This window comes from uncultured Bradyrhizobium sp. (assembly GCF_947648125.1).
Classification (GTDB): Bacteria; Pseudomonadota; Alphaproteobacteria; order Rhizobiales; family Xanthobacteraceae; genus Bradyrhizobium.
This window is the reverse complement of sequence record NZ_CANSMR010000014.1, coordinates 166480-186406: the sequence shown is the minus strand read 5'-3', so window position 1 is coordinate 186406 and position 19927 is coordinate 166480. Positions and strand designations below refer to the sequence as shown.

The 19927-nt window shown below is 59.9% G+C and carries 17 protein-coding genes and 1 pseudogene; 10 read left to right on the top strand and 8 right to left on the bottom strand.

Annotated elements, in window-relative coordinates:
* The first annotated feature begins 3 nt into the window (after positions 1–3).
* From Q0030_RS24045 to Q0030_RS24030, 4 genes are all read left to right on the top strand, one after another.
* Entirely contained in the window at positions 4–807 is an 804-nt protein-coding gene (locus Q0030_RS24045; protein ID WP_298372401.1) for an aldolase/citrate lyase family protein, read from the top strand.
* A 280-nt stretch (positions 808–1087) separates the two neighbouring features.
* Positions 1088–1789 (top strand): pirin-like bicupin family protein, encoded by a 702-nt coding sequence (locus tag Q0030_RS24040; protein WP_298372396.1) that lies wholly within the window; start codon positions 1088–1090, stop codon positions 1787–1789.
* A 24-nt stretch (positions 1790–1813) separates the two neighbouring features.
* Positions 1814–2218 carry a DoxX family protein gene (locus tag Q0030_RS24035; RefSeq protein ID WP_298372394.1) on the top strand — a complete coding sequence of 135 codons (405 nt, stop codon included), beginning with the start codon at positions 1814–1816 and terminating at the stop codon, positions 2216–2218.
* A gap of 507 nt (positions 2219–2725) precedes the next feature.
* Positions 2726–4210 carry an aldehyde dehydrogenase family protein gene (locus tag Q0030_RS24030; RefSeq protein WP_298372391.1) on the top strand — a complete coding sequence of 495 codons (1485 nt, stop codon included), beginning with the start codon at positions 2726–2728 and terminating at the stop codon, positions 4208–4210.
* A gap of 295 nt (positions 4211–4505) precedes the next feature.
* Here the strand turns inward: Q0030_RS24030 and Q0030_RS24025 are convergent, their stop codons facing one another.
* Positions 4506–5261, bottom strand: a complete 756-nt coding sequence (locus tag Q0030_RS24025) for an SDR family NAD(P)-dependent oxidoreductase (protein ID WP_298372388.1) — start codon at positions 5259–5261, stop codon at positions 4506–4508.
* A gap of 656 nt (positions 5262–5917) precedes the next feature.
* On the opposite strand from Q0030_RS24025, the gene Q0030_RS24020 reads away from it, so the two are divergent.
* Both Q0030_RS24020 and Q0030_RS24015 read left to right on the top strand, forming a co-directional pair.
* Positions 5918–7111, top strand: a complete 1194-nt coding sequence (locus Q0030_RS24020; protein ID WP_298372385.1) for an FAD-dependent monooxygenase — start codon at positions 5918–5920, stop codon at positions 7109–7111.
* A 174-nt stretch (positions 7112–7285) separates the two neighbouring features.
* Positions 7286–8116 carry a 3-keto-5-aminohexanoate cleavage protein gene (locus tag Q0030_RS24015; RefSeq protein ID WP_298372382.1) on the top strand — a complete coding sequence of 277 codons (831 nt, stop codon included), beginning with the start codon at positions 7286–7288 and terminating at the stop codon, positions 8114–8116.
* Between the two features lie 346 nt (positions 8117–8462).
* Here the strand turns inward: Q0030_RS24015 and opgC are convergent.
* Positions 8463–8633 (bottom strand): annotated as a pseudogene (gene opgC, locus Q0030_RS24010) (OpgC domain-containing protein); the annotation flags it as partial.
* Between the two features lie 218 nt (positions 8634–8851).
* Here opgC and Q0030_RS24005 point away from each other — a divergent pair.
* The 4 genes from Q0030_RS24005 (at position 8852) to Q0030_RS23990 (ending at position 12822) form a co-directional block, all read left to right on the top strand.
* Complete coding sequence (locus tag Q0030_RS24005) at positions 8852–9559, top strand: pirin-like bicupin family protein (protein ID WP_298372379.1); 708 nt, start codon at positions 8852–8854, stop codon at positions 9557–9559.
* A 26-nt stretch (positions 9560–9585) separates the two neighbouring features.
* Positions 9586–10002 carry a DoxX family protein gene (locus Q0030_RS24000; RefSeq protein ID WP_298372378.1) on the top strand — a complete coding sequence of 139 codons (417 nt, stop codon included), beginning with the start codon at positions 9586–9588 and terminating at the stop codon, positions 10000–10002.
* A 133-nt stretch (positions 10003–10135) separates the two neighbouring features.
* The gene (locus Q0030_RS23995; protein ID WP_298372375.1) at positions 10136–10600 is read left to right on the top strand and encodes a (2Fe-2S)-binding protein; all 465 of its coding nucleotides are present in this window, start codon (positions 10136–10138) and stop codon (positions 10598–10600) included.
* Positions 10597–12822: a molybdopterin cofactor-binding domain-containing protein gene (locus tag Q0030_RS23990; protein ID WP_298372372.1), complete on the top strand. Its 2226-nt coding sequence runs from the start codon at positions 10597–10599 to the stop codon at positions 12820–12822. Before Q0030_RS23995 ends, Q0030_RS23990 begins: the two co-directional genes overlap by 4 nt.
* Positions 12823–13106: 284 nt before the next feature.
* On the opposite strand, the gene Q0030_RS23985 is transcribed toward Q0030_RS23990, so the two are convergent.
* The 6 genes from Q0030_RS23985 to Q0030_RS23960 form a co-directional block, all read right to left on the bottom strand.
* On the bottom strand, positions 13107–13631 hold the full coding sequence (locus tag Q0030_RS23985) for a hypothetical protein (protein WP_298372370.1): 525 nt from the start codon (positions 13629–13631) through the stop codon (positions 13107–13109).
* Between the two features lie 842 nt (positions 13632–14473).
* Positions 14474–15646: a helix-turn-helix transcriptional regulator gene (locus Q0030_RS23980; protein WP_298372367.1), complete on the bottom strand. Its 1173-nt coding sequence runs from the start codon at positions 15644–15646 to the stop codon at positions 14474–14476.
* Between the two features lie 792 nt (positions 15647–16438).
* Complete coding sequence (locus tag Q0030_RS23975) at positions 16439–17611, bottom strand: helix-turn-helix transcriptional regulator (RefSeq protein WP_298372367.1); 1173 nt, start codon at positions 17609–17611, stop codon at positions 16439–16441.
* 670 nt (positions 17612–18281) lie between these two features.
* Entirely contained in the window at positions 18282–19058 is a 777-nt protein-coding gene (locus tag Q0030_RS23970) for a hypothetical protein (protein WP_298372364.1), read from the bottom strand.
* 85 nt (positions 19059–19143) lie between these two features.
* On the bottom strand, positions 19144–19611 hold the full coding sequence (locus Q0030_RS23965; RefSeq protein ID WP_298372362.1) for a hypothetical protein: 468 nt from the start codon (positions 19609–19611) through the stop codon (positions 19144–19146).
* Complete coding sequence (locus Q0030_RS23960) at positions 19608–19853, bottom strand: hypothetical protein (protein WP_298372360.1); 246 nt, start codon at positions 19851–19853, stop codon at positions 19608–19610. The genes Q0030_RS23965 and Q0030_RS23960 overlap by 4 nt, the downstream gene beginning before the upstream one ends.
* Positions 19854–19927 lie beyond the last annotated feature (74 nt).

The window sequence follows — 19927 nt, the reverse complement described above, 5'->3', positions numbered from 1 at the left end:
CATATGACCTATGGAAAGGCACGTCAACGTCGGAACGCAGTAAAGCATGCGATCGCCGAGGGTAAGGTAGCCTTGGGAATCGGTGTTCAGACCAACTCCGCTGATATGGTCGAAATGGCGGCCGCCGCGGATTTCGATTTTGTGTATCTTGATCTTGAGCACGGATCGTTTGGCTTTGATTCAGCGATCGACTTGATCAGAGCGGCGGAGGCATCGGGTATCACACCGTTGGTGCGTGTTCCTGATCACACGCCAAGCTCGATAATGCGTGTGTTGGACGCTGGAGCGATGGGGGTGATCGTTCCAAACGTGAAGAGCGCGGCTGAAGCCCAGTCTGCTGTCTCGGCAGCAAAGTATGCTTGGAACTCCAATGGCGGATCGCGCGGTGCGTGTCCGGGCACGCGGGCTACCTGGCATCAGGTTCGAGATTGGGCAGATTTCTCTATAGCGAGTAACAATGAGACGTCGGTTTGGCTTCTGTTGGAAACGCCAGAGGCGCTTCAGGCGGTTGACGCGATCGTAGAAGTGCCCGGGATTGATGCAATCATGCTTGGTCCTTTCGACCTCGCACATGCGTTGGGTTTGCCGGGTCAAACCAAACATGAGGTCGTTCTCGACGCCTGCAGACAGATAAGTGCGAAGGCAAGAAAGGGCGGCATTGAGATCGTCTGGACGATGTTCTCCGGATCGATGAATCATGAAGAGCGGGAGCTGATCGACGCCATGAATGCGAGGATCGTCATTGCGGGTACCGACCGGCGGATCGTGATGACCGCGCTGCGAGAAATGCAGTCAAGCGCCACGTAGAGCAGAAACCTGTCCGCGAGCTGGACGCGTCAGTTGAACTCATGGCTCTAGTTCCCCCCGTTCCGCGGCGAATTAAGTGCACCCAAACAACAAGTACCGATCACGTTGCTGCATCTGCGGCAGCGGTTCTAAAATTGTCGACGGACGGGCAGGGCGTAACCACGAGCGTTCACCAGCTAGAACGGAGTGTCTCCAATCTGCTGACTAATCATATGGCCGGCCCGGCCGCATAACTATTCCAGAAACGCGGACCGATCGGGTCCGAAGCTGAGGAACAGTCATGTTACAGCTACGCTCAAAAGAGACACTGGATCACGGCGACCACGGGTGGCTCAAGGCGCGTCATCACTTCATCGTTTCGCCTGGAGGCAATCCAGCGAATCGTCCTTTGGGTTCTCTTGTCGTTTGGAACGACGACGAGATCGCGCCAGGCACAGGCTTTGGCCTGCACTCCCATGAGGACATGGAGATCCTAACATACGTACGCGAGGGAGCCGTCACGCATGAAGACAGCGCTGGCAATGTTGGCCGGACCGTCGCTGGCGATGTTCAGGTGATGAGCGCCGGGACGGGCATCAGGCATTCCGAACACAACCGCGATGAAGACCCACTTAAGCTCTTCCAAATCTGGCTACTTCCGCGCGAGCGCGGTGGGAAGCCGCGTTGGGACACTCGCAAATTTCCGAAGACAGATCGCGCCGGTCGTCTCGTCGAGTTGGCAAGCGGCGATCCTCAGAGCAACGAGACGCTCTTGATCCGCGCAGACGCGCGAATTCTTGCCGCTACGCTGCTTGCCAGAAGCACTGTTACTCACACCCCAGCGGTGGGCTTGCGGAACACCTATCTCGCCCCCGCCCAAGGCGTGATCCTCGTCAATGGGCAGCGGGTCGCAGTCGGCGACGGCATCGCCGCCATCGATGAACCTGAACTCACCATCACGGCGGTGGAGAATGCTGAATTCATTCTCGTCGATGCCGCCTGAAGTCTTGTCGCAAGGAGCAGACACATGAATCGTTACCTTCCCCTGATCGGCCGCGTACTTATAGGCTTGCCATTCGCGATGAGCGGCTTCGGTAAGCTCGCCGCTTACGGGCCGACGACCGCGATGATTGGCGCGGTCGGGCTGCCCGTTCCACCACTCGCCTACATCGTGGCGGTCGCCGTCGAACTCGGCGGCGGGCTCCTGCTGATCGCTGGTTATCAGACCCGCATCGTTGCGGCAGCGCTGGCCGTGTTCTCCATCGCAACTGCGCTGTCGTTCCACGCCAATTTCGCAGACCAGAACCAGATGATCCACTTCCTAAAAAACGTCATGATGGCTGGTGGCTTGCTTCAGATCGTCGCTTTCGGTGCAGGAGCGGTCAGTCTCGACGAGCGTTTCAACCGTCCGACTATAGCCACCGCAACGTAAAGACTTTGATGGACCTGGTGTGTGCCTGCTGGCCGGATGCGTGGAGCCGTCCATGGGCCGGCCAAGACCAGGCCTTTCCATAGTTTCGTAGCTTCCCGTATCTGCTCGACGTTTCGGCACGGTTTACGGGCCCCCGTGACCGCCCCAGCGCGCCTCCGCCCGCAGAAGGAGGACTCTGGCGTCGGCCGCGAAGGATCCGGACTTCTAGTAATACATCAGCCGCTGCAACATCCTGCCGCAGGTGGGGCAGCGCACCTTCGTCGTGTATCTCATGATGATGCACCTTTGGGAGCTCGACAGCATCGTCGAGCGAACGCAAGAGATCTTCAGGAACATCAGAGTCCGTTCTACTCAGGATCGAGCGCCGGCAAGAAACGCTATGACGAATGCCATCAGATCAGCCGTGTATTGTTCACCTTGTAGGAACAGGCTGTTCGAAAATCTATGACTAGTCGCCCGATCGACGCATTCTACTTTGCCTGCGTTGTCCGAGGAAGGAGCTCCATCGTGCACGATAGTCACAATGCAACCGAAAATCCTGGCCACTGGATTGACGGCGAGTGGGTTGCCTCTACGCGCGTGAGCTCATCGGTCAATCCGTCAAATGGCGAAGTTATTGGCTATTTTTCTGACGCAGGCGCAGCGGAAGCGCGTGCCGCGATCGCGGCCGCACGTCGTGCATTTGACACCGAGACCTGGGTTTCTGATCGCAGCGCGCGAGCGGCTTCGCTCTTCGAACTTGCTCACCGGATTGAAGAGCGTGTCGATCGCCTCGCTACCACATTGGCGCGCGAAATGGGTAAAGTCATTACGCAGGCGCGCCGGGAAGCTTCAGGGGCACCGCTCACCCTTCGATACAATGCGGGCGCAGCTCTTTCGCAGACGGGCTCTACAGCGGAGCTGGCACCGGGCCTCCTCGCAACCACGTGGCGTGAGCCAATTGGTGTTGCGGGCATCATCGTGCCGTGGAACGCGCCGATCGCGCTCCTTGTCCGAGCCCTCGCTCCTGCTCTCGCGGCGGGTTGTACCGTGTCGGTCAAGATGCCCGGTCAAACGGGGCTGACTAATGCGATCCTCGCCGAGGCAATTGCCGCCACCAAGTCACTGCCAAAGGGCGTCGTAAACATATTCACGGAAACCGGTAACGAAGGGGCTCCCCTGCTGATCGCTTCCAACGATGTCGATGTGATCAACTACACGGGAAGCACAAAGGTCGGCCGTATCATTGGCGCAAAGGCCGCCGAGACGCTCAAGCGGACTTCGCTCGAGTTGGGCGGGAAGACCCCGCTGATCGTGTTTGGCGACGCGGATATCGATACGGTCGCACCCCTAGTCGTCCGGGCTCTCACACAGTTCAACGGTCAGTTCTGCATGACCGGGTCGCGCGTTCTGGTGCAACGGAGCGTGGCGGAAACCTACCGGGCGCGGCTCTCGGAGCTACTGGGCAACTTGATCGTCGGCCCGGCCGATCAGGAAGCCAGCGAAATGGGACCGCTGATCGACAACGTTAGCGTGGATCGTATTGACGGTATTGTCGAAGCGGCAGCGAAGTACGCTAAAGTCCTGGTGCGCGGCGGTCGGCCCGCGGACGCCGCACTGGCCAAGGGCGCCTTCTATCGGCCCGCGATGCTGGAAACCGAACGGCTCGACGTGCCGCTCATCCAGGAGGAGATATTCGGACCGGTGCTGAGCTTTGAGACCTTCGAGGGTGAGGCGGAAGCCATTGCGCGTGCCAACGCGACTACTTATGGGTTGGCGGCGGCGGTCTTCACCAAGGACATCGACCGCGCGGCCCGCGTAGTGCGGAGACTGAAAGCGGGCACGGTGTGGACGAATGGGTGGGGAATTCTGTCCAATACAGTCGAGGAGGGCGGCTTCAAGAACAGCGGCACAGGTCGCATGCGCGGCGCGCGAGCGATGGAGGAGTTTCAGGAGATCAAGACGCACTTTTTCTCGTTTACTGCGCATGAACGGCGGATCGTTGCAAACTAAGGCTTCCCGGCTGGCGGTCGCTTCCTCTTCAAGAGCGCCACACGACCCCAAGCGAGCGCAACCATGAGAGGTCTGAAAGACCCGCTCTTTCCTTGCTGTCGTTGTCGGACAACGAGCTTCTCGGCGGCGCGCGGCAGCTAGGTATTCCCAAGTCCCGCGGTCACCCGTCGCGTCGCGCTCCCCGAAGAGCAGCTCGGGGTTCGGGTCATCGAACGTCCCACCCGAAGCCGCAATGTGCCCGAGGTTGGTCAGCTGAACGCATCACACGATGGATGGGATTTATGGACACGCCGGATCAGCCCGCGGTTCGCCCGCCATCGACGGGATAAGATGCGCCGGTGACATAGCGCGCGTCGTCTGAGGCGAGAAACGCGACCACGGCAGCAACATCAGTCGCGAGGCCGAGACGCCGCGCTGGAATGCGCTCGAGCGCTTTCTCCACGGGCATCCCGTTGACGATGGTGGACAGCATGCGGCTGTCGATCAGGCCAGGGCAAACGCAGTTCACGCGAACTTGGCTGCCCGCGCATTCGAGTGCAGCGCTCTTTGTCAAGCCGATGACAGCGTGCTTGCTTGCGCTGTAGGCGGCGAAATGGGGACCACCCATCAGGCCTGCTACCGAGGCGGTGTTGACGATGCTGCCGACACCCTGACTGCGCATGACCGGTAGGACGTATTTGAGCCCGAGGAAGACGCCAACGACATTGATATCGAGCACCCGGCGAAGCGTTTCGACCGGATAGTCCGGGATCGGCTTGATATCTCCTACGATGCCGGCATTGTTAAAGAAGATATGGACGCCGCCCATGGCGTCGCGTGCCCGCGTCACGTAAGAAGCGACATCCTGTTCGTGGCTGACGTCCGCGACAATGGAAAGTGCCTCTGCTGAAGCGGGCAACTTCCCGAAAGCGCGAGCGAGGCCCTCCGAATCGCGGTCGACTGCGACGATGCGCGCACCGCGTTCAGCCAGGAGTTGGATGGTTGCAGTTCCGATTTCGCCGGCAGCGCCGGTCACGAGGGCTACCTTGCCGTCGAGTGTACGATTAGTCATGTCGTCCTCTCAATTTCTGGAGAGCCGCCCGCGACGAGGAAACCCAAGTCGTCCCGATAGTCATGCGGATGTATCGCGCGCGTCTCGAAACCTCTCCCGAAGAAGGATCGCCAGATCGTAGCTGCCTAGAGGCTCTGATTGGCCCGATAGAGCAATTTCGCCGATCCCAAAGCGGATCAGTAAAAAGGGAAGGTCGCGGTTGCCAAGCGACACCATGCTGGTCGCGCAGACGTGCGTTCGTCCGCAAACGGGTCATAGCCATGTCTCCCTCCCTCGCGGAAGTTCATGCTCAGGCGGAGCGCTCGCCGGCTTCTAATGATTTTTGCAGCTATACGAATAACCAAGATCGGCGGTCCAGTCGTCTGTCACGCTCATATCTTCGCAAACTGCGAAAGGGAGCCAAACACCGAAGGGTATGCTTTTCGCGACGCGTCCGGTCTTGCCAAGACGGCGTTCCTGCTGTCGCGTAAACCGATCTCGGCAGCAAGTAGTGGCTCAGTTGCCGCTTCGTGTCCTGCGAATGCGGCTTTCTCAAAGTCGAATTGCGTCCTGACCCTTCGGCGGCAATAGAAGAGCTGTGACCCATTCCGAACCGACTATGACCGCCCTCGCTCGCCGGGTCCGTGAATGCGGTTTAACAGCAAAGGTTTAGAGACATGCCTGGCTCGCTTCGCATCGCAATAGTTGGCGGCGGCATTGGGGGCCTCACGGCCGCGCTTGCGCTTCGGGCGCGCGGCCTCGAGGTAAGGGTCTTCGAACAAGCTGAGGTCCTGAGAGAGATTGGAGCCGGGGTATCAGTCCACCCGAACGCGGCTCGGTTGCTGAAACGTGTTGGCTTCGAGGAGCAGCTGCAGAAGATCGGCTCACCGATCAGCGCTGCCGTGTTGCGCACCTCGCAGGGGGATTTGATTACCGTTCGCGACGGGTCCGCGACGCCCGCGCTCGCAGAAGGCGATCTGGGGTACAACGTCCATCGCGCCGACTTACTAAATCTGCTTTTTGATGCGCTGCCAAAAGGGACCGTCGCTCTCGGTCATCGGTGCGTCCAGCTCAAGGAGGAAGACGATCGGGTCCGCCTTTCCTTTGCCAATGGAGTCGCCGCGGAAGCCGACGTCGTGATCGGCGCCGACGGAATTCGTTCCGTTGTCCAACGCGAGATTGGCCTGCAGAGCCGTCCGACGAGCGAAAGGATCATGGCGTATAGAGGATTGATCCCCGCCGAGCGACTTCCATGGGCGCCCGATCTTAAGGGGACCCACTTTTGGTTGGGATCCGGCCGGAGCTTCCTCCTTTATCCAGTGGCTCAAGGACGATTGATCAACATGGTTGCGTTCGTGCCCACCGACACGGATTCGGAGGAATCGTGGTCGGCGCCGGGCGACCTGAAGGCATTGGCGGCCGAATATGCCGGCTGGGATCGGCCCGTCCAGGACACCATCAATTCGCTTGATGAGACCTTTCGTTGGGGCATCTACGATCGCGCTCCGCTGCCTTACTGGTCGACTGATCGCATCACGCTTATGGGCGACGCGGCTCATCCGATGGTCCCTCATGTCGGCCAAGGTGCCGGACAGTCGATCGAAGACGGCTTTACCCTTGCCGTTCTTTTGGAGGGGTGCACCGCCAAAGATGTCGCGGACAGGCTGGACCTGTATGAGGTGATCAGGCGCGAACGTACCAGCAAAGTGCAGGCGCTTGCACGCGCTGCTGGCCAACTCTACCGCTCCGAGCACGATACCCCTGCGGAAATGGCTGCTCGCTTGCGTGAGTGGGCGGCACAGAGAAAGTGGGTGTTTGAGCACGATGCGGAAAAGGTGGCCGCAGATGCACTATCGAACCGTCCTCGCTGAGGTTCGTGGTCAAGTGCGACATCAGGTCGAGCGAAGCCGCGACGGTGCACTCTCTTGCGTCAGCCAACATACTCATCCGGTGGTAGCTGATCGTGAGCTCAGTTCGGCCGAATTGTTGCGATGCTTTCAACTTCGTCGAGTTTCGAAAATCTCGATCCGTATGAGGAAGATTCAATGGATCCCATCGTTGTAGCCGTTGCGATAACCGGATCCCTTCCTCGAAAAAAGGACAATCCAGCGGTTCCGATTCTGCCGTCGGAGCAAATCGAGTCGGCTCATGAGGCATATGAGGTTGGAGCGAGCCTAGTCCACATTCACGTAAGAAACGATGATGAGAGTTCGTCATCCGATCCCCATCGGTTCGCGATCGTCCAGGAGGGCGTCAAGAAGCATTGTCCGGGAATGATCGTGCAATTCTCGACAGGCGGACGCGGTCGCGATCCCTCGGCTCGCGGCTCGTCACTACATCTCAAGCCAGATATGGCTTCGTTATCGACGGGATCCGTCAATTTCCCAACCTCGATCTACGAGAACGACACCTCACTGGTTTTGGATCTCGCAGTGAAGATGCGGGAATTCCAGATTCGCCCGGAAATCGAGATATTCGATCTCTCGCACATCCATGGCGCGCGCGATTTGGTAGCCAAGGGAATCGTGGACGAGGACGTCCACGTTCAATTCGTTATGGGCATCAAAAATGCCTTGCCTGCGGATGAACACGTACTCGACATCATGCTGAGAGAGACGCAGCGACTTCTTCCAAAGGCAACTTGGGCGGCTGCAGGGATCGGGCGACATCAGACAGAAGTTATGCGGTGGGCCCTCGCTCGCGGCGCGCACGCGGTGCGCACCGGACTGGAAGACAACATCAGAGTTCACAAGGGCCGTCTTGCGGCCAGCAACGCTGAGCTTGTAGAGATCGCTGGAGAAGTCGCTTCGCGTAACGGCCGGCAGCCCGCGACGCCCGACGAAGCAAGGAAGATTCTTGCGATCCAAGGGACCTGATCCGCAACTACAAGCAGAATGGCGAACCTTGCTTTCGATCGGTTAGGTGCGACATAGGTCACACGGAAGACGGGCGAGATGATGGGTGCCGTACCGTTTCGGCTATTCCGCGGAAGGAGACATTCTGGTCCGCCCGGGCGTGGTCAACGCGATATTGCCTAGCCAATGGGCATTCGGGTCCTCGACGGGGATGTCGCGAAATTCGTTCTGTTCTTCAACGGATCGAAGGTTGATGCATAGTACCTGCATCGGGATCTTGCGCGCTTCGCCGAGCGAATCCGTCGCATCCGATCGGGATAGGACGCCGAGCCTGTTCGGCTTGGCCAGCCGTCTATGAATCTCGGAATATGAAGATGAACAGGCCGGCTGCGTCGCTGAAGCCGAAGTTTCGGTCCGTGATGAGGTTCAGCAGGTTGTTCGGAACATGATCCAGGAAGATTGCCCAGTTGGCGATGCCACGGAACAGGTCCAGTCGCAGATCGCGCCCCTTCGGCGGCAGATAGTGTGCAATGACCAAGGGTCACCATCGTCTTGTGCGCGCCGCTGGCGCAGTTCGCCTATCTCGGTAGAACATCACGCGTCGTCCGTTGCGGCGAAACTGCTATTCGAAGGCCGCGCGCCGGCGGTCGTTCACCAGATAGAACGACGTGTCCAGAATCTGCTGACTAATCAAGTGGCCGGTTCAGCCACATAACTTTTCCCGAAACGGACGCACACCGCGTCCGATATCGAGGAATGATCGTGTTGCAGCTTCGATCCAGGGAGACGCTCGATCACGGCGATCGCGGCTGGCTGGAGGCGCGTCACCATTTCGTGGTCTCGGCCGACGGCAATCCTGCCAATGCTGCGCTTGGCGCGCTGGTAGTCTGGAATGACGACGAGATCGCGCCCGGCACCGGCTTCGGCCGCCACTCCCATGCTGACATGGAGATCGTGACTTACGTCCGGCAGGGTGCCGTTACGCACGATGACAGCGTGGGCAATGTCGGTCGCACCGTGGCCGGCGATGTTCGGGTCATGAGCGCCGGAACGGGCATCAGCCATTCCGAGCACAACCGCGACGACGATCCGCTCAGGCTGTTCCAGATCTGGCTGCGTCCGCGCCAGCGCGGCGGCTCGCCGCGTTGGGATACCCGCAAATTTCCGAAAGCAGATCGCGCCGGTCGTCTCATCGAGCTGGCGAGTGGTGATCCGAAGGCGCCGGAGACTCTGATGATCCGGGCCGACGCGCGGGTCCTTGGTGCCACGCCGCTAGCCAGGACCACGCTCACCCACACGACGCCGGCGGGCTTCCGGCACACTTATCTCGCTCCCGCCCAGGGCGAGATCCTCGTCAACGGGCAACGGGTTGCGGTCGGCGACCGTATCGCCGCCATCGACGAACCCGAACTCACCATCACGGCGGTCAAGGACGCGGAATTCATCCTCGTCGACGCCGCCTGAATATCCACCAGCAAAGGAATCCTACCATGAACCGCTACCTTCCTGTGATCGGCCGCGTGCTGATCGGTCTGCCCTTCGCAATGAGTGGCCTCGGCAAGCTCGCCGCGTTTGGGCCAACCACTTCCATGATTGCCGCGGCTGGCCTGCCCGTGCCGCCGATCGCCTACATCGTCGCAGTCGCGCTCGAACTCGGCGGCGGGCTGCTGCTGATCGCTGGCTACCAGGTCCGTTATGTCGCGCTTGCGCTGGCCGTGTTCTGTGTTGCCGCCGGCGTCTCGTTCCACAACAACTTCGCCGACCAGAACCAGATGATCCACTTCCTCAAGAACGTGATGATGGCGGGTGGCCTGCTTCAGATCGCAGCGTTCGGTGCGGGTGCGTTCAGCCTCGACAACCGCCTGTCCAAGGGCGCAGCCGTCGGAAGCGCGGCGGCAGCTCACTGAGCTGCTTCCATGCCGGCCCGGGGATGCTGATTTTGTCCACGACTCTGGCACTCGCGCCATCATAAGTGCCTATCACACTGGCCGAACTCCGCTTGAATCGTGAGTCCGGCCCGCGCATTGCGTTGGGTGGATGATGTCATACTGGATCACGGTCAACGGCGAATCCCATGAGGTGACCGCGGCACCCGAGACGCCGCTGCTCTACGTGCTGCGGAACGATCTCGGATTGAATGGTCCGAAGTTCGGCTGCGGTCTCGGACAATGCGGTGCCTGCGCCGCATCGGTCGGCGGCAAGCTGACACGTACCTGCTCGATCGCACTGAGAGATGTCGGAAATGACCCCATCATCACGCTGGAGGGATTGGGTACGCTGCAAAGGCCGCATCCTCTGCAGAAGGCTTTCATCGACGAGCAGGCCGCCCAATGCGGCTATTGTTCGAACGGCATGATCATGGCGGCCAAGACTCTGCTCGATCGCAATTCAAAGCCCAGCGACGAAGAAATCCGGGGCGCGCTCGCCGACCAGCTTTGCCGCTGCGGTAGCCACAACCGGATCGTCAGCGCCGTGCGCCGGGCAGCCATGGAGCCGGTGCGATGAGTGCTTTGAGGCCGTCCCGCAGGCAGTTGACGCGGTCGCTCGGCGTGGTGCTCGCGACGTTCGCACTGCCGTCCCTTTCGGCATTCGGCCAGGCGCCTGGAAACGTGCCGTTCAGCCTGCGCAACAATCGTAAGCTGGAAGGCTGGATCCGCCTGGAGGCGGATGAGACGGTGACGGTCTTCACCGGCAAGGCCGAGCTCGGGCAAGGGATTTTGACTGCGCTGGCGCAGATCGCTGCGGAAGAGCTCGACGTCGGCTTCGACAAGATCCGCATGGTTTCCGCCGACACGTCGCGAGGACCGGATGAGCAATACACGTTCGGCAGCCAGTCGGTCGAGCAGGGCGGCGGCGCCGTTCGTGCGGCCGGTGCCGAGGTGCGCGGCCGTTTGCTCGCTGCGGCGGCGCGTCGGTTTGGCGTTCCTACCGAGCAATTGCAAGTCAGGAACGGCACGATCGTGGCGGCCGATGGCCGGCGCGCAAGCTTCTGGGAGCTCGCGAACGAGGGGGCCGGTCTGCTGAAGGGAGATATCGCACTCGCCACAGCACCAAAAAAGCCGGGCGACTACGCCATCGTCGGCAAGTCGGTCCACCGGATCGATCTGCCCGGCAAGCTGACGGGAGCGCCGTCGTATGTCCAGGATATCCGGCTTCCCGGCATGGTCTTTGCGCGAGTGGTTCGTCCGCCACGCTATGGCGCAAAGCTTGTCGCATTTGACGAGGCGGCCGTGCGCGCGCGTCCCGGGGTGGTCGCGGTCGTCAGCGACGGCAATTTCCTCGCTGTTGCGGCCGGACGTGAGGAGCAGGCGATTGCCGCCCGCGACGCACTGGCCGCAAGCGCGCGTTGGAGCGACGACGCAGTCGAGCTTCCCGACATGGCGAGTTTGCGCCCCGAGCTTAAGAAGCTGCGCGCGGAAACCATCGTTGTGGGCACCGCCGGTCAGTCGGAGCCGGCGCCGGGCGAAGCCAGACGGCTCAGTGCGGAATACTCCCGCGCCTATCTCTCGCATGCCGCGATCGGCCCGTCCTGCGCAGTCGCGTGGTTGAAGGATGGACATATGACGGTGTGGTCGCACACCCAGGGCGCGTTTCCGCTGAGGGGCGACCTGGCCAAAGTGTTGAGCCTGCAGACCGGCGAGGTCGACGTCGTTCATATGTCTGGCGCCGGATGCTACGGGCACAACGGCGCCGATGACGTTGCACTCGACGCAGTGCTCGTCGCGCGTGCCGTTCCGGGCGTGCCGGTCAAGCTGCAATGGATGCGGGACGACGAGTTCGCGTGGGCGCCGTTTGGTCCGGCAATGGCGATGAAGGTCGAGGCGGCGCTCGGATCCGACGGCAGGATCGTCGACTGGTCCTACGACGTCTGGAGCAACAGCCACGCGATGCGGCCGGGGCAGGCCGGCGGCGTCAATCTGCTCGCCGCCTGGGATTTGAAAACGCCCTTCGTCAAATCTCCGGCGCCGCATATCCCTCAGCCGTTCGGCGACGGAGACCGCAATGCGGTGCCTTCCTATGAGCTGCCGCGCAAGGAAATCCGGTATCATCTGCTGCTCGATACGCCCGTGCGCAACGGCTCGTTCCGGACGCTCGGATCGCACGGCAACATTTTTGCCATCGAGTCCTTCATGGATGAGCTCGCGCAGGCGGCCGGCAGCGATTCCCTCGCATTCCGCCTCGCGCATCTCAGGGATCCCCGCGCGAAAGCCGTGCTGCAGGCCGCTGCCGACAGGGCGGGCTGGACTCCAGGAAAGGAAGGCGATGGCCAGCGCGGCCGCGGCCTGGCGTTCTGCCGCTACAAGAGCATCGGGATGTATGCGGCCGTGGCCGTCGACGTCGACGTCGACCGCAAGACTGGCGTCATCAAGGTCCCTCGCGTAGTGATCGCGGCCGATCTCGGTCTCGTCGTCAATCCTGACGGCGCGAAGAATCAGCTCGAAGGCGGGATCGTGCAGGCAGTCAGTCTCGCGCTGAAGGAGCAGGTCGCTTTCGACCGACGCCAGATCACGAGCAGGGACTGGTCGGGCTATTCCGTCCTCACATTCCCCGAGGTTCCCAGTATCGACATCGTTCTGATGCAGCGGAGCGATCCGTCGCTCGGAGCGGGCGAAGGCTCGCTGCCGCCAACGTCGGCTGCCCTCGCCAATGCGTTTGCCCATGCGACCGGCCGGCGATTGCGCGAGCTGCCCATGACGCCGGAACGCGTGAAAGCGTCACTGTCCTGATCCTGGCGACCTTCGAAGGCCAGCCTCTGTTTGCTCCGCGAAAAACTCGCGAACGTCCCGCATCGCGCGACATAGCGCGTCGGCCAGCATCCATTGTCCTGCCAGGTGAACGCGCCGTCCCATGGCCGGGACCTTCATAGAAATGCCTGCGGCGGGTCGTAACTATTTAACCGGCGACTCTTCGGGTAGTACGACGCCTACAGTAAGAGGGGAGGGCGGGTCGCCGCTGCTCGAACGCGAAGCTTAAGAGATCCGGCGGTCTAGAGCCGCACCTGATAACCGCCCTAGGCTCTGCGAAGACGTGCGATGTCCAGCGGCCGGACCTGTGACTGCTCAGATTGAACTTCAGGATCTAGAGCAATCCGCAGAGGATCGGTAGGGGATAGCCACTGTAAAATCGACGCTTGAGCGCTTCTCTGGCGAGGGGCGCCTTCGCGCTGTCCGCTCATCTCCTTGATCAGCGCGCTAAAGAACGCCGTCGTCGTTCCAACGTCTTCCGCGCAGCTGCCGCTGACCACCTCGGCGAACAGACCTTGCAAAATGCTTCCGACATGTGCGGGCTCATAAGCCGTCGCAATTTCGGTCAACTGCTTGAGCACGACCGGCGGAATCGCATCGGCGGTAGAGAGCAATTTCTCGATATAGGCGCAATGATCCTGCCGCAACGTGCGCCACATGCTTTCGTCGTAGTCAATCGAGAAGCTCTCTGACGGCAGAGCGTCGACGTTCACCTGATCGAGCTCAATCGCAGCCAACAATCGTTTGAGAAAATCTTGGATATTTGCTGGCGTCAGATTCTCGGTCAACATCACTCACTCTCCCAATCTAGCAGTGCTCATCGGTGCGGAAGCACAACGTCCGAACCATCCGCCGGCATTGGCGCAGTTGTGCCAGCAAGGGTCAACAACTGAGCGAGAGATGGTCGAGGAACTGCGGGGAAAACCGACTCATCGGGAAGCTAAGTCGAGTTAGCTTCCCGATGCAGTGGCCTCTCCAAAGTCGCGCACGTTCTTGTCGCGCTCTACAACCAGTGCGAAGGGCTGAACGGACGCGGCTTACTTGAAGGGGTATCGATCCAAGCGAAAGGCAAGATCTTGAGCTCAGCGCTAGATGCTATTTATCCTCGAAGTGAACCTGCTTGGCAGGTTGGCGTGGCGTTCGAGTGGGCCGCGGGCGCGATCGCATACTTTCGCACCGCCGCCAGGTCTAGACGTGCTTGACGAGGGGATGCTTCTGGTCTTCGCGGGCTTGGGGGAGTCCTAGCCTTTTGGGAGCTCCTCGAGGAGGATCGCGCCAGGAGAATGAAAAGCGCACTGTGGGCGAGTCCTTGCGACTGGATCACCGACTTCGGTCATGCGATGAGCAATGGCACTCCAAATCAAGGGCTCCCCACGATGGATCGCAACCTCATCCGTTCCAGCGCAAAGCGAGCAGAGCCGCACGAGGTTAGTATAAGACGAATCGACGACGACCCGATCGCCGCGCTTGGCCGATCTCCTGCATTAGAGACCCAGCCGCCGGGGCAGATCGAGGGTGCCGGCAGGCAAATCCGATGGGATCGTTGGCGCGGGCCGCGAATGAGCGGCTCCTAACCCAAGAGCCGGTTGCCGCCAAAGCTTTTGTGAACCGCCACTTCTTGCGCCCGCTCCCATCATCCCGTCGTGACTCGTCCGATCCTCTTTCCGAAGATCCTCCACCCCGATTGCGGGGGGACTGAAACAAGACCCTCGCCCTCTTTGGGTTCGATCAGATCGAAGTTTCCGTGCTGATTGACCAAAACGAAAGTTCCCCCTGCCACGGCTACTCGGGCAGACATATCGACAATGATGCGATCGCCGCGGTGAAGTTCTTTCACTCGCGACCCAAGCGCCACAATTACGGTCGTCGGCAGATTTCCACCGAGGACTTCCGTCACATACCGATGCGGAAACGACCACATGTGCTCGTGGGGCACATCAGCCAAGTCTCCGGATACCAGGCCCCGGAATAGATGCCGGGCGGATATCTCAGGGACCATATCCGTCTTGATGTCCTTTTCGGCTTTCGGCCGAACCGGGGGGCTGACCTTGCGAACCTCTTCAGGCGGCAGGCTGGTCGCGGGCAAAAGGTGACTTAGAGCCTCCATGGCGTCTTTATCCAATTCGCCATATGTCTCGATGATCGACGGCAATTGCTGCTCGATATCCCACGGGTAGCCAGAAGGTAGTTTCCCTGTTGTTAACCAATCCGCACTGACGCGGAAGGCCTCGGCGTACAGCAGCGCCATTTTTTCGGAGAGGGAGTTTTGGCCGGTCTCGTGCGCACTGAGGGTGGTGCGCATCAACCCGGTCGTCGCGGCTGCGGCAGTCGTTGAGCGGAAGCCAGCCAGGCGTCGCGCAAGCCGAAGCCGCCGGCCGGACGACGCAGCTGGATCGCTCTTTGCCAGTTCGGCCTTGCGCTCGATCTTGTTCTTGAATTGGGTGGCGCGGACTGGATCTACGGCCGGGCCAGCGCCCAACCCACGGAGGAGCCATTCGGTGTTAACCATGAACGCAGACGCATAGATCTTGGCCGTCTCGTCGTGGAGATAACGCGTCGCTGTCTCATGGGCGCGATAAGTGGCAACCGACCATCCGAAGTGGAGCGCGGCCGCGCGGCCGGACTTGAAACCAGCTTTTTTCCGAGCCGCATGCAGCCGGTTTGCCTTCGATGGGTCGCCGAGATAGGCTCGACTCATTCGCCGCTTTCTCCTGCCGCGACCATTACCAGATCGGAGACCCTCGGTGAGCCGATCAAGGGCCCTGTCGTTGCCGAAAAGCGGATTCGTTTGATGCGGTTTGATCACGAATGATCTCCCGCCAAATGCACACCAAATAGCTCATAAGTCATTGTTTTTCCTAACCTCGCGTGTATTCGCTAGATACTCCGCGAGGTTCGAAACCATTGATTTTGCTGGATTTTCCCTCCGTCTAATCCGATCCAAAGGGGTCTAATTCGGCCTCATTCGGCTTCGTGTCGATGCCAGCGGGCTTCGTGTCGACGCCATTCGGCTACCAAGATCTCGACTGTCACAAAACTGTCACAAAAGGAAATTTCATCGTTATTGCAACGGCTTGTATCGGGCGCGATGCCACTAACGGGCTACGAGGGCGAGGGCAAATTCGATCGCATACTTTCGCACCGCCGCCAGGTCTAGACGTGCTTGACGAGGGGATGCTTCTGGTCTTCGCGGGCTTGGGGGAGTCCTAGCCTTTTGGGAGCTCCTCGAGGAGGATCGCGCCAGGAGAATGAAAAGCGCACTGTGGGCGAGTCCTTGCGACTGGATCACCGACTTCGGTCATGCGATGAGCAATGGCACTCCAAATCAAGGGCTCCCCACGATGGATCGCAACCTCATCCGTTCCAGCGCAAAGCGAGCAGAGCCGCACGAGGTTAGTATAAGACGAATCGACGACGACCCGATCGCCGCGCTTGGCCGATCTCCTGCATTAGAGACCCAGCCGCCGGGGCAGATCGAGGGTGCCGGCAGGCAAATCCGATGGGATCGTTGGCGCGGGCCGCGAATGAGCGGCTCCTAACCCAAGAGCCGGTTGCCGCCAAAGCTTTTGTGAACCGCCACTTCTTGCGCCCGCTCCCATCATCCCGTCGTGACTCGTCCGATCCTCTTTCCGAAGATCCTCCACCCCGATTGCGGGGGGACTGAAACAAGACCCTCGCCCTCTTTGGGTTCGATCAGATCGAAGTTTCCGTGCTGATTGACCAAAACGAAAGTTCCCCCTGCCACGGCTACTCGGGCAGACATATCGACAATGATGCGATCGCCGCGGTGAAGTTCTTTCACTCGCGACCCAAGCGCCACAATTACGGTCGTCGGCAGATTTCCACCGAGGACTTCCGTCACATACCGATGCGGAAACGACCACATGTGCTCGTGGGGCACATCAGCCAAGTCTCCGGATACCAGGCCCCGGAATAGATGCCGGGCGGATATCTCAGGGACCATATCCGTCTTGATGTCCTTTTCGGCTTTCGGCCGAACCGGGGGGCTGACCTTGCGAACCTCTTCAGGCGGCAGGCTGGTCGCGGGCAAAAGGTGACTTAGAGCCTCCATGGCGTCTTTATCCAATTCGCCATATGTCTCGATGATCGACGGCAATTGCTGCTCGATATCCCACGGGTAGCCAGAAGGTAGTTTCCCTGTTGTTAACCAATCCGCACTGACGCGGAAGGCCTCGGCGTACAGCAGCGCCATTTTTTCGGAGAGGGAGTTTTGGCCGGTCTCGTGCGCACTGAGGGTGGTGCGCATCAACCCGGTCGTCGCGGCTGCGGCAGTCGTTGAGCGGAAGCCAGCCAGGCGTCGCGCAAGCCGAAGCCGCCGGCCGGACGACGCAGCTGGATCGCTCTTTGCCAGTTCGGCCTTGCGCTCGATCTTGTTCTTGAATTGGGTGGCGCGGACTGGATCTACGGCCGGGCCAGCGCCCAACCCACGGAGGAGCCATTCGGTGTTAACCATGAACGCAGACGCATAGATCTTGGCCGTCTCGTCGTGGAGATAACGCGTCGCTGTCTCATGGGCGCGATAAGTGGCAACCGACCATCCGAAGTGGAGCGCGGCCGCGCGGCCGGACTTGAAACCAGCTTTTTTCCGAGCCGCATGCAGCCGGTTTGCCTTCGATGGGTCGCCGAGATAGGCTCGACTCATTCGCCGCTTTCTCCTGCCGCGACCATTACCAGATCGGAGACCCTCGGTGAGCCGATCAAGGGCCCTGTCGTTGCCGAAAAGCGGATTCGTTTGATGCGGTTTGATCACGAATGATCTCCCGCCAAATGCACACCAAATAGCTCATAAGTCATTGTTTTTCCTAACCTCGCGTGTATTCGCTAGATACTCCGCGAGGTTCGAAACCATTGATTTTGCTGGATTTTCCCTCCGTCTAATCCGATCCAAAGGGGTCTAATTCGGCCTCATTCGGCTTCGTGTCGATGCCAGCGGGCTTCGTGTCGACGCCATTCGGCTACCAAGATCTCGACTGTCACAAAACTGTCACAAAAGGAAATTTCATCGTTATTGCAACGGCTTGTATCGGGCGCGATGCCACTAACGGGCTACGAGGGCGAGGGCAAATTCGACGAGCACTCTCTGGCCGCGTGTTGTTAAATCACGGAGCGCTGACTGTCCGCGAGCGTGGAGTCTTCGGGAGCCGGGCCACTCAGTTCTTGCTCGATCGCGTCGAAGCTGACACGCACTTTCGCGTCCGCGATTGATGCGGCCAAGGCTCTCGCTACGGAGATCAAGACGGTAGTCGTTTTGCGAGAACGTGACCGGCTGCGGCAACGGGCAAAGCAGGTCCCCTACACTTAGTATAAGCCGTTCAAATCGGACACGCACGTCAGGGCGCGTCAACAGCCGAACAGTTCTCGCGGGGGTAAAGTGCGTCCCTCATCTTGTCGGCAGATCCCGCCGTTGAAGCCGAACCGGATTAACGTGGCGACGATTTATTGAGGACCCATTTTCCCTTCATCAAACTCGCTTCGGCGGGGCGAGTGACGAGCGCCGAACTGCCATTTTCGTGAACCGTCACGTTCAGCAAGAGACGATCTTCTCCATCCCAGCGGACAAATTCCCAAAGTTCGTAGTCGGTGGGTCTGTAATGGATGGCAGGTTCATTCGTGTTCATGTCCGCCGGCAGGATGTCGAAGCCATTGTTGGCATCATCAGGTCCTTCAGTCGCATAGACCGAAGCCAACCATCGTTTTTGGGGCGAATAGCCCGGGGGCGCGACAATCCTTTGCTTGCGGCCATCCCGCTGGCTGACCATGAACCACGCGTCGCTCTCATAACCCTGATCGTGAACCAGGAACAACCTGCCTTTCGGGAAGTAGTCGTAAAGCGAGAAGCGTTCGCAGGTGTCCGGGCTTCGTTCGCAGTCAGCCTTGTCCTTGAAGGATCTGGATTTGGCGTTGTCGAGCTTCAGATGAAGACCGGTGTCGCTTCGAACGACTGATCCCACCGTTTGCGCGATGCAAGCGCGTTCGCGTTCTGGCGAGAACTGATCGCCGTCGACGCGAGTGACCTTCATCTCCTTGTCGAGGATCACGTCAGGGTGCTGGCACACGCCGTCGCGTGGTTCGGCAGAAAAGCAGGTAAATCCTTCGGGGCAAGGTGTACCCGGCAGGAATTCTGCTGAAGCCTCACATGCCCCCATCGCCAGACCCAACGCTGCAAGGAATACTCGTACAATATCGGCGGAAGCCATTCGCAGGTTGCTCCGTAGCGAGCCCTCTGGACCCAAAGGCATGTCCGAAAGCTCGGTTCGAAGTGGCAGTTGAACCGTCTAACGACTATGGCCTATAAGGACCGAGGTTCACGATCATCTCTTTGTGCCGCTCATTCACCAGGATGAATTGCCGGCGCGCTTCGGCGAACAAGCCCTTGTCCGCTCGACCAACAATTCCGAAGCCGGGCCTGTCCAACTCCGGGAAATAATCCGTCGAGAGTGGCATGAACGCGCGCTTTCGCACGTCGATGAAGAAGGCGGTGCGATTGCCGCTCTTCAGAGCCCGATCGACAGGCACCGGAATCACGCCGATGGGCGGATTTGTCCCAAATTTTCCAACCTGCGAAGAGGTATAAACGGCGACTACAATGCCGCGCTTGGGAGCGGGCGTGGCAGAGATTTGAGCAACTTCCCGCGTGCCAAAGGTCGCCATGATGAGCGCGGCATGCCGACCCGGTCCCGGGTGGTTCGGATCAGCCTCGAAGGGAAAATTTGTCCAGACGAAATCTCCGGGCTCGAATGGAGCCGTCATAGGGTGGTGAACATCCTGAGACGCTCCTGGTAGTCCTCCTCGGACTCGCCAGGAACACGGTCCATTTCGTAGTGCTCGAGGCTGAAGCGCGGCATATCGGGGGACGCGTCCTGGAACAGTTCGATATACTCGGCGTGACGACGGACAAGACCTTCGATGAGAGTTTTCACGTCGATGCTATCGAGGGCGGCCGTTCGCTTCGCCTTCTCGTAGATATCGTCGCTGATTTCGATCGTATGCATCGGACAGTCCTTGTTCACACCCTACAATATAGTCCGATTTTTGGGCCTTGGAGATCATTTTAACCGCCAGGCGT

What these genes read in the sequence shown, in the direction of transcription:
- Q0030_RS24040 (WP_298372396.1), top strand. Translation starts at nt 1,088, where the DNA reads ATGTTACAGCTACGCTCAAAAGAGACACTGGATCACGGCGACCACGGG.
- Q0030_RS23970 (WP_298372364.1), bottom strand. Translation starts at nt 19,058, where the DNA reads ATGGCTTCCGCCGATATTGTACGAGTATTCCTTGCAGCGTTGGGTCTG.
- Q0030_RS23960 (WP_298372360.1), bottom strand. Translation starts at nt 19,853, where the DNA reads ATGCATACGATCGAAATCAGCGACGATATCTACGAGAAGGCGAAGCGA.
- Q0030_RS24025 (WP_298372388.1), bottom strand. Translation starts at nt 5,261, where the DNA reads ATGACTAATCGTACACTCGACGGCAAGGTAGCCCTCGTGACCGGCGCT.
- Q0030_RS24015 (WP_298372382.1), top strand. Translation starts at nt 7,286, where the DNA reads ATGGATCCCATCGTTGTAGCCGTTGCGATAACCGGATCCCTTCCTCGA.
- Q0030_RS24035 (WP_298372394.1), top strand. Translation starts at nt 1,814, where the DNA reads ATGAATCGTTACCTTCCCCTGATCGGCCGCGTACTTATAGGCTTGCCA.
- Q0030_RS23965 (WP_298372362.1), bottom strand. Translation starts at nt 19,611, where the DNA reads ATGACGGCTCCATTCGAGCCCGGAGATTTCGTCTGGACAAATTTTCCC.
- Q0030_RS23995 (WP_298372375.1), top strand. Translation starts at nt 10,136, where the DNA reads ATGTCATACTGGATCACGGTCAACGGCGAATCCCATGAGGTGACCGCG.
- Q0030_RS23985 (WP_298372370.1), bottom strand. Translation starts at nt 13,631, where the DNA reads ATGTTGACCGAGAATCTGACGCCAGCAAATATCCAAGATTTTCTCAAA.
- Q0030_RS24005 (WP_298372379.1), top strand. Translation starts at nt 8,852, where the DNA reads ATGATCGTGTTGCAGCTTCGATCCAGGGAGACGCTCGATCACGGCGAT.
- Q0030_RS24045 (WP_298372401.1), top strand. Translation starts at nt 4, where the DNA reads ATGACCTATGGAAAGGCACGTCAACGTCGGAACGCAGTAAAGCATGCG.
- Q0030_RS23990 (WP_298372372.1), top strand. Translation starts at nt 10,597, where the DNA reads ATGAGTGCTTTGAGGCCGTCCCGCAGGCAGTTGACGCGGTCGCTCGGC.
- Q0030_RS24020 (WP_298372385.1), top strand. Translation starts at nt 5,918, where the DNA reads ATGCCTGGCTCGCTTCGCATCGCAATAGTTGGCGGCGGCATTGGGGGC.
- Q0030_RS24000 (WP_298372378.1), top strand. Translation starts at nt 9,586, where the DNA reads ATGAACCGCTACCTTCCTGTGATCGGCCGCGTGCTGATCGGTCTGCCC.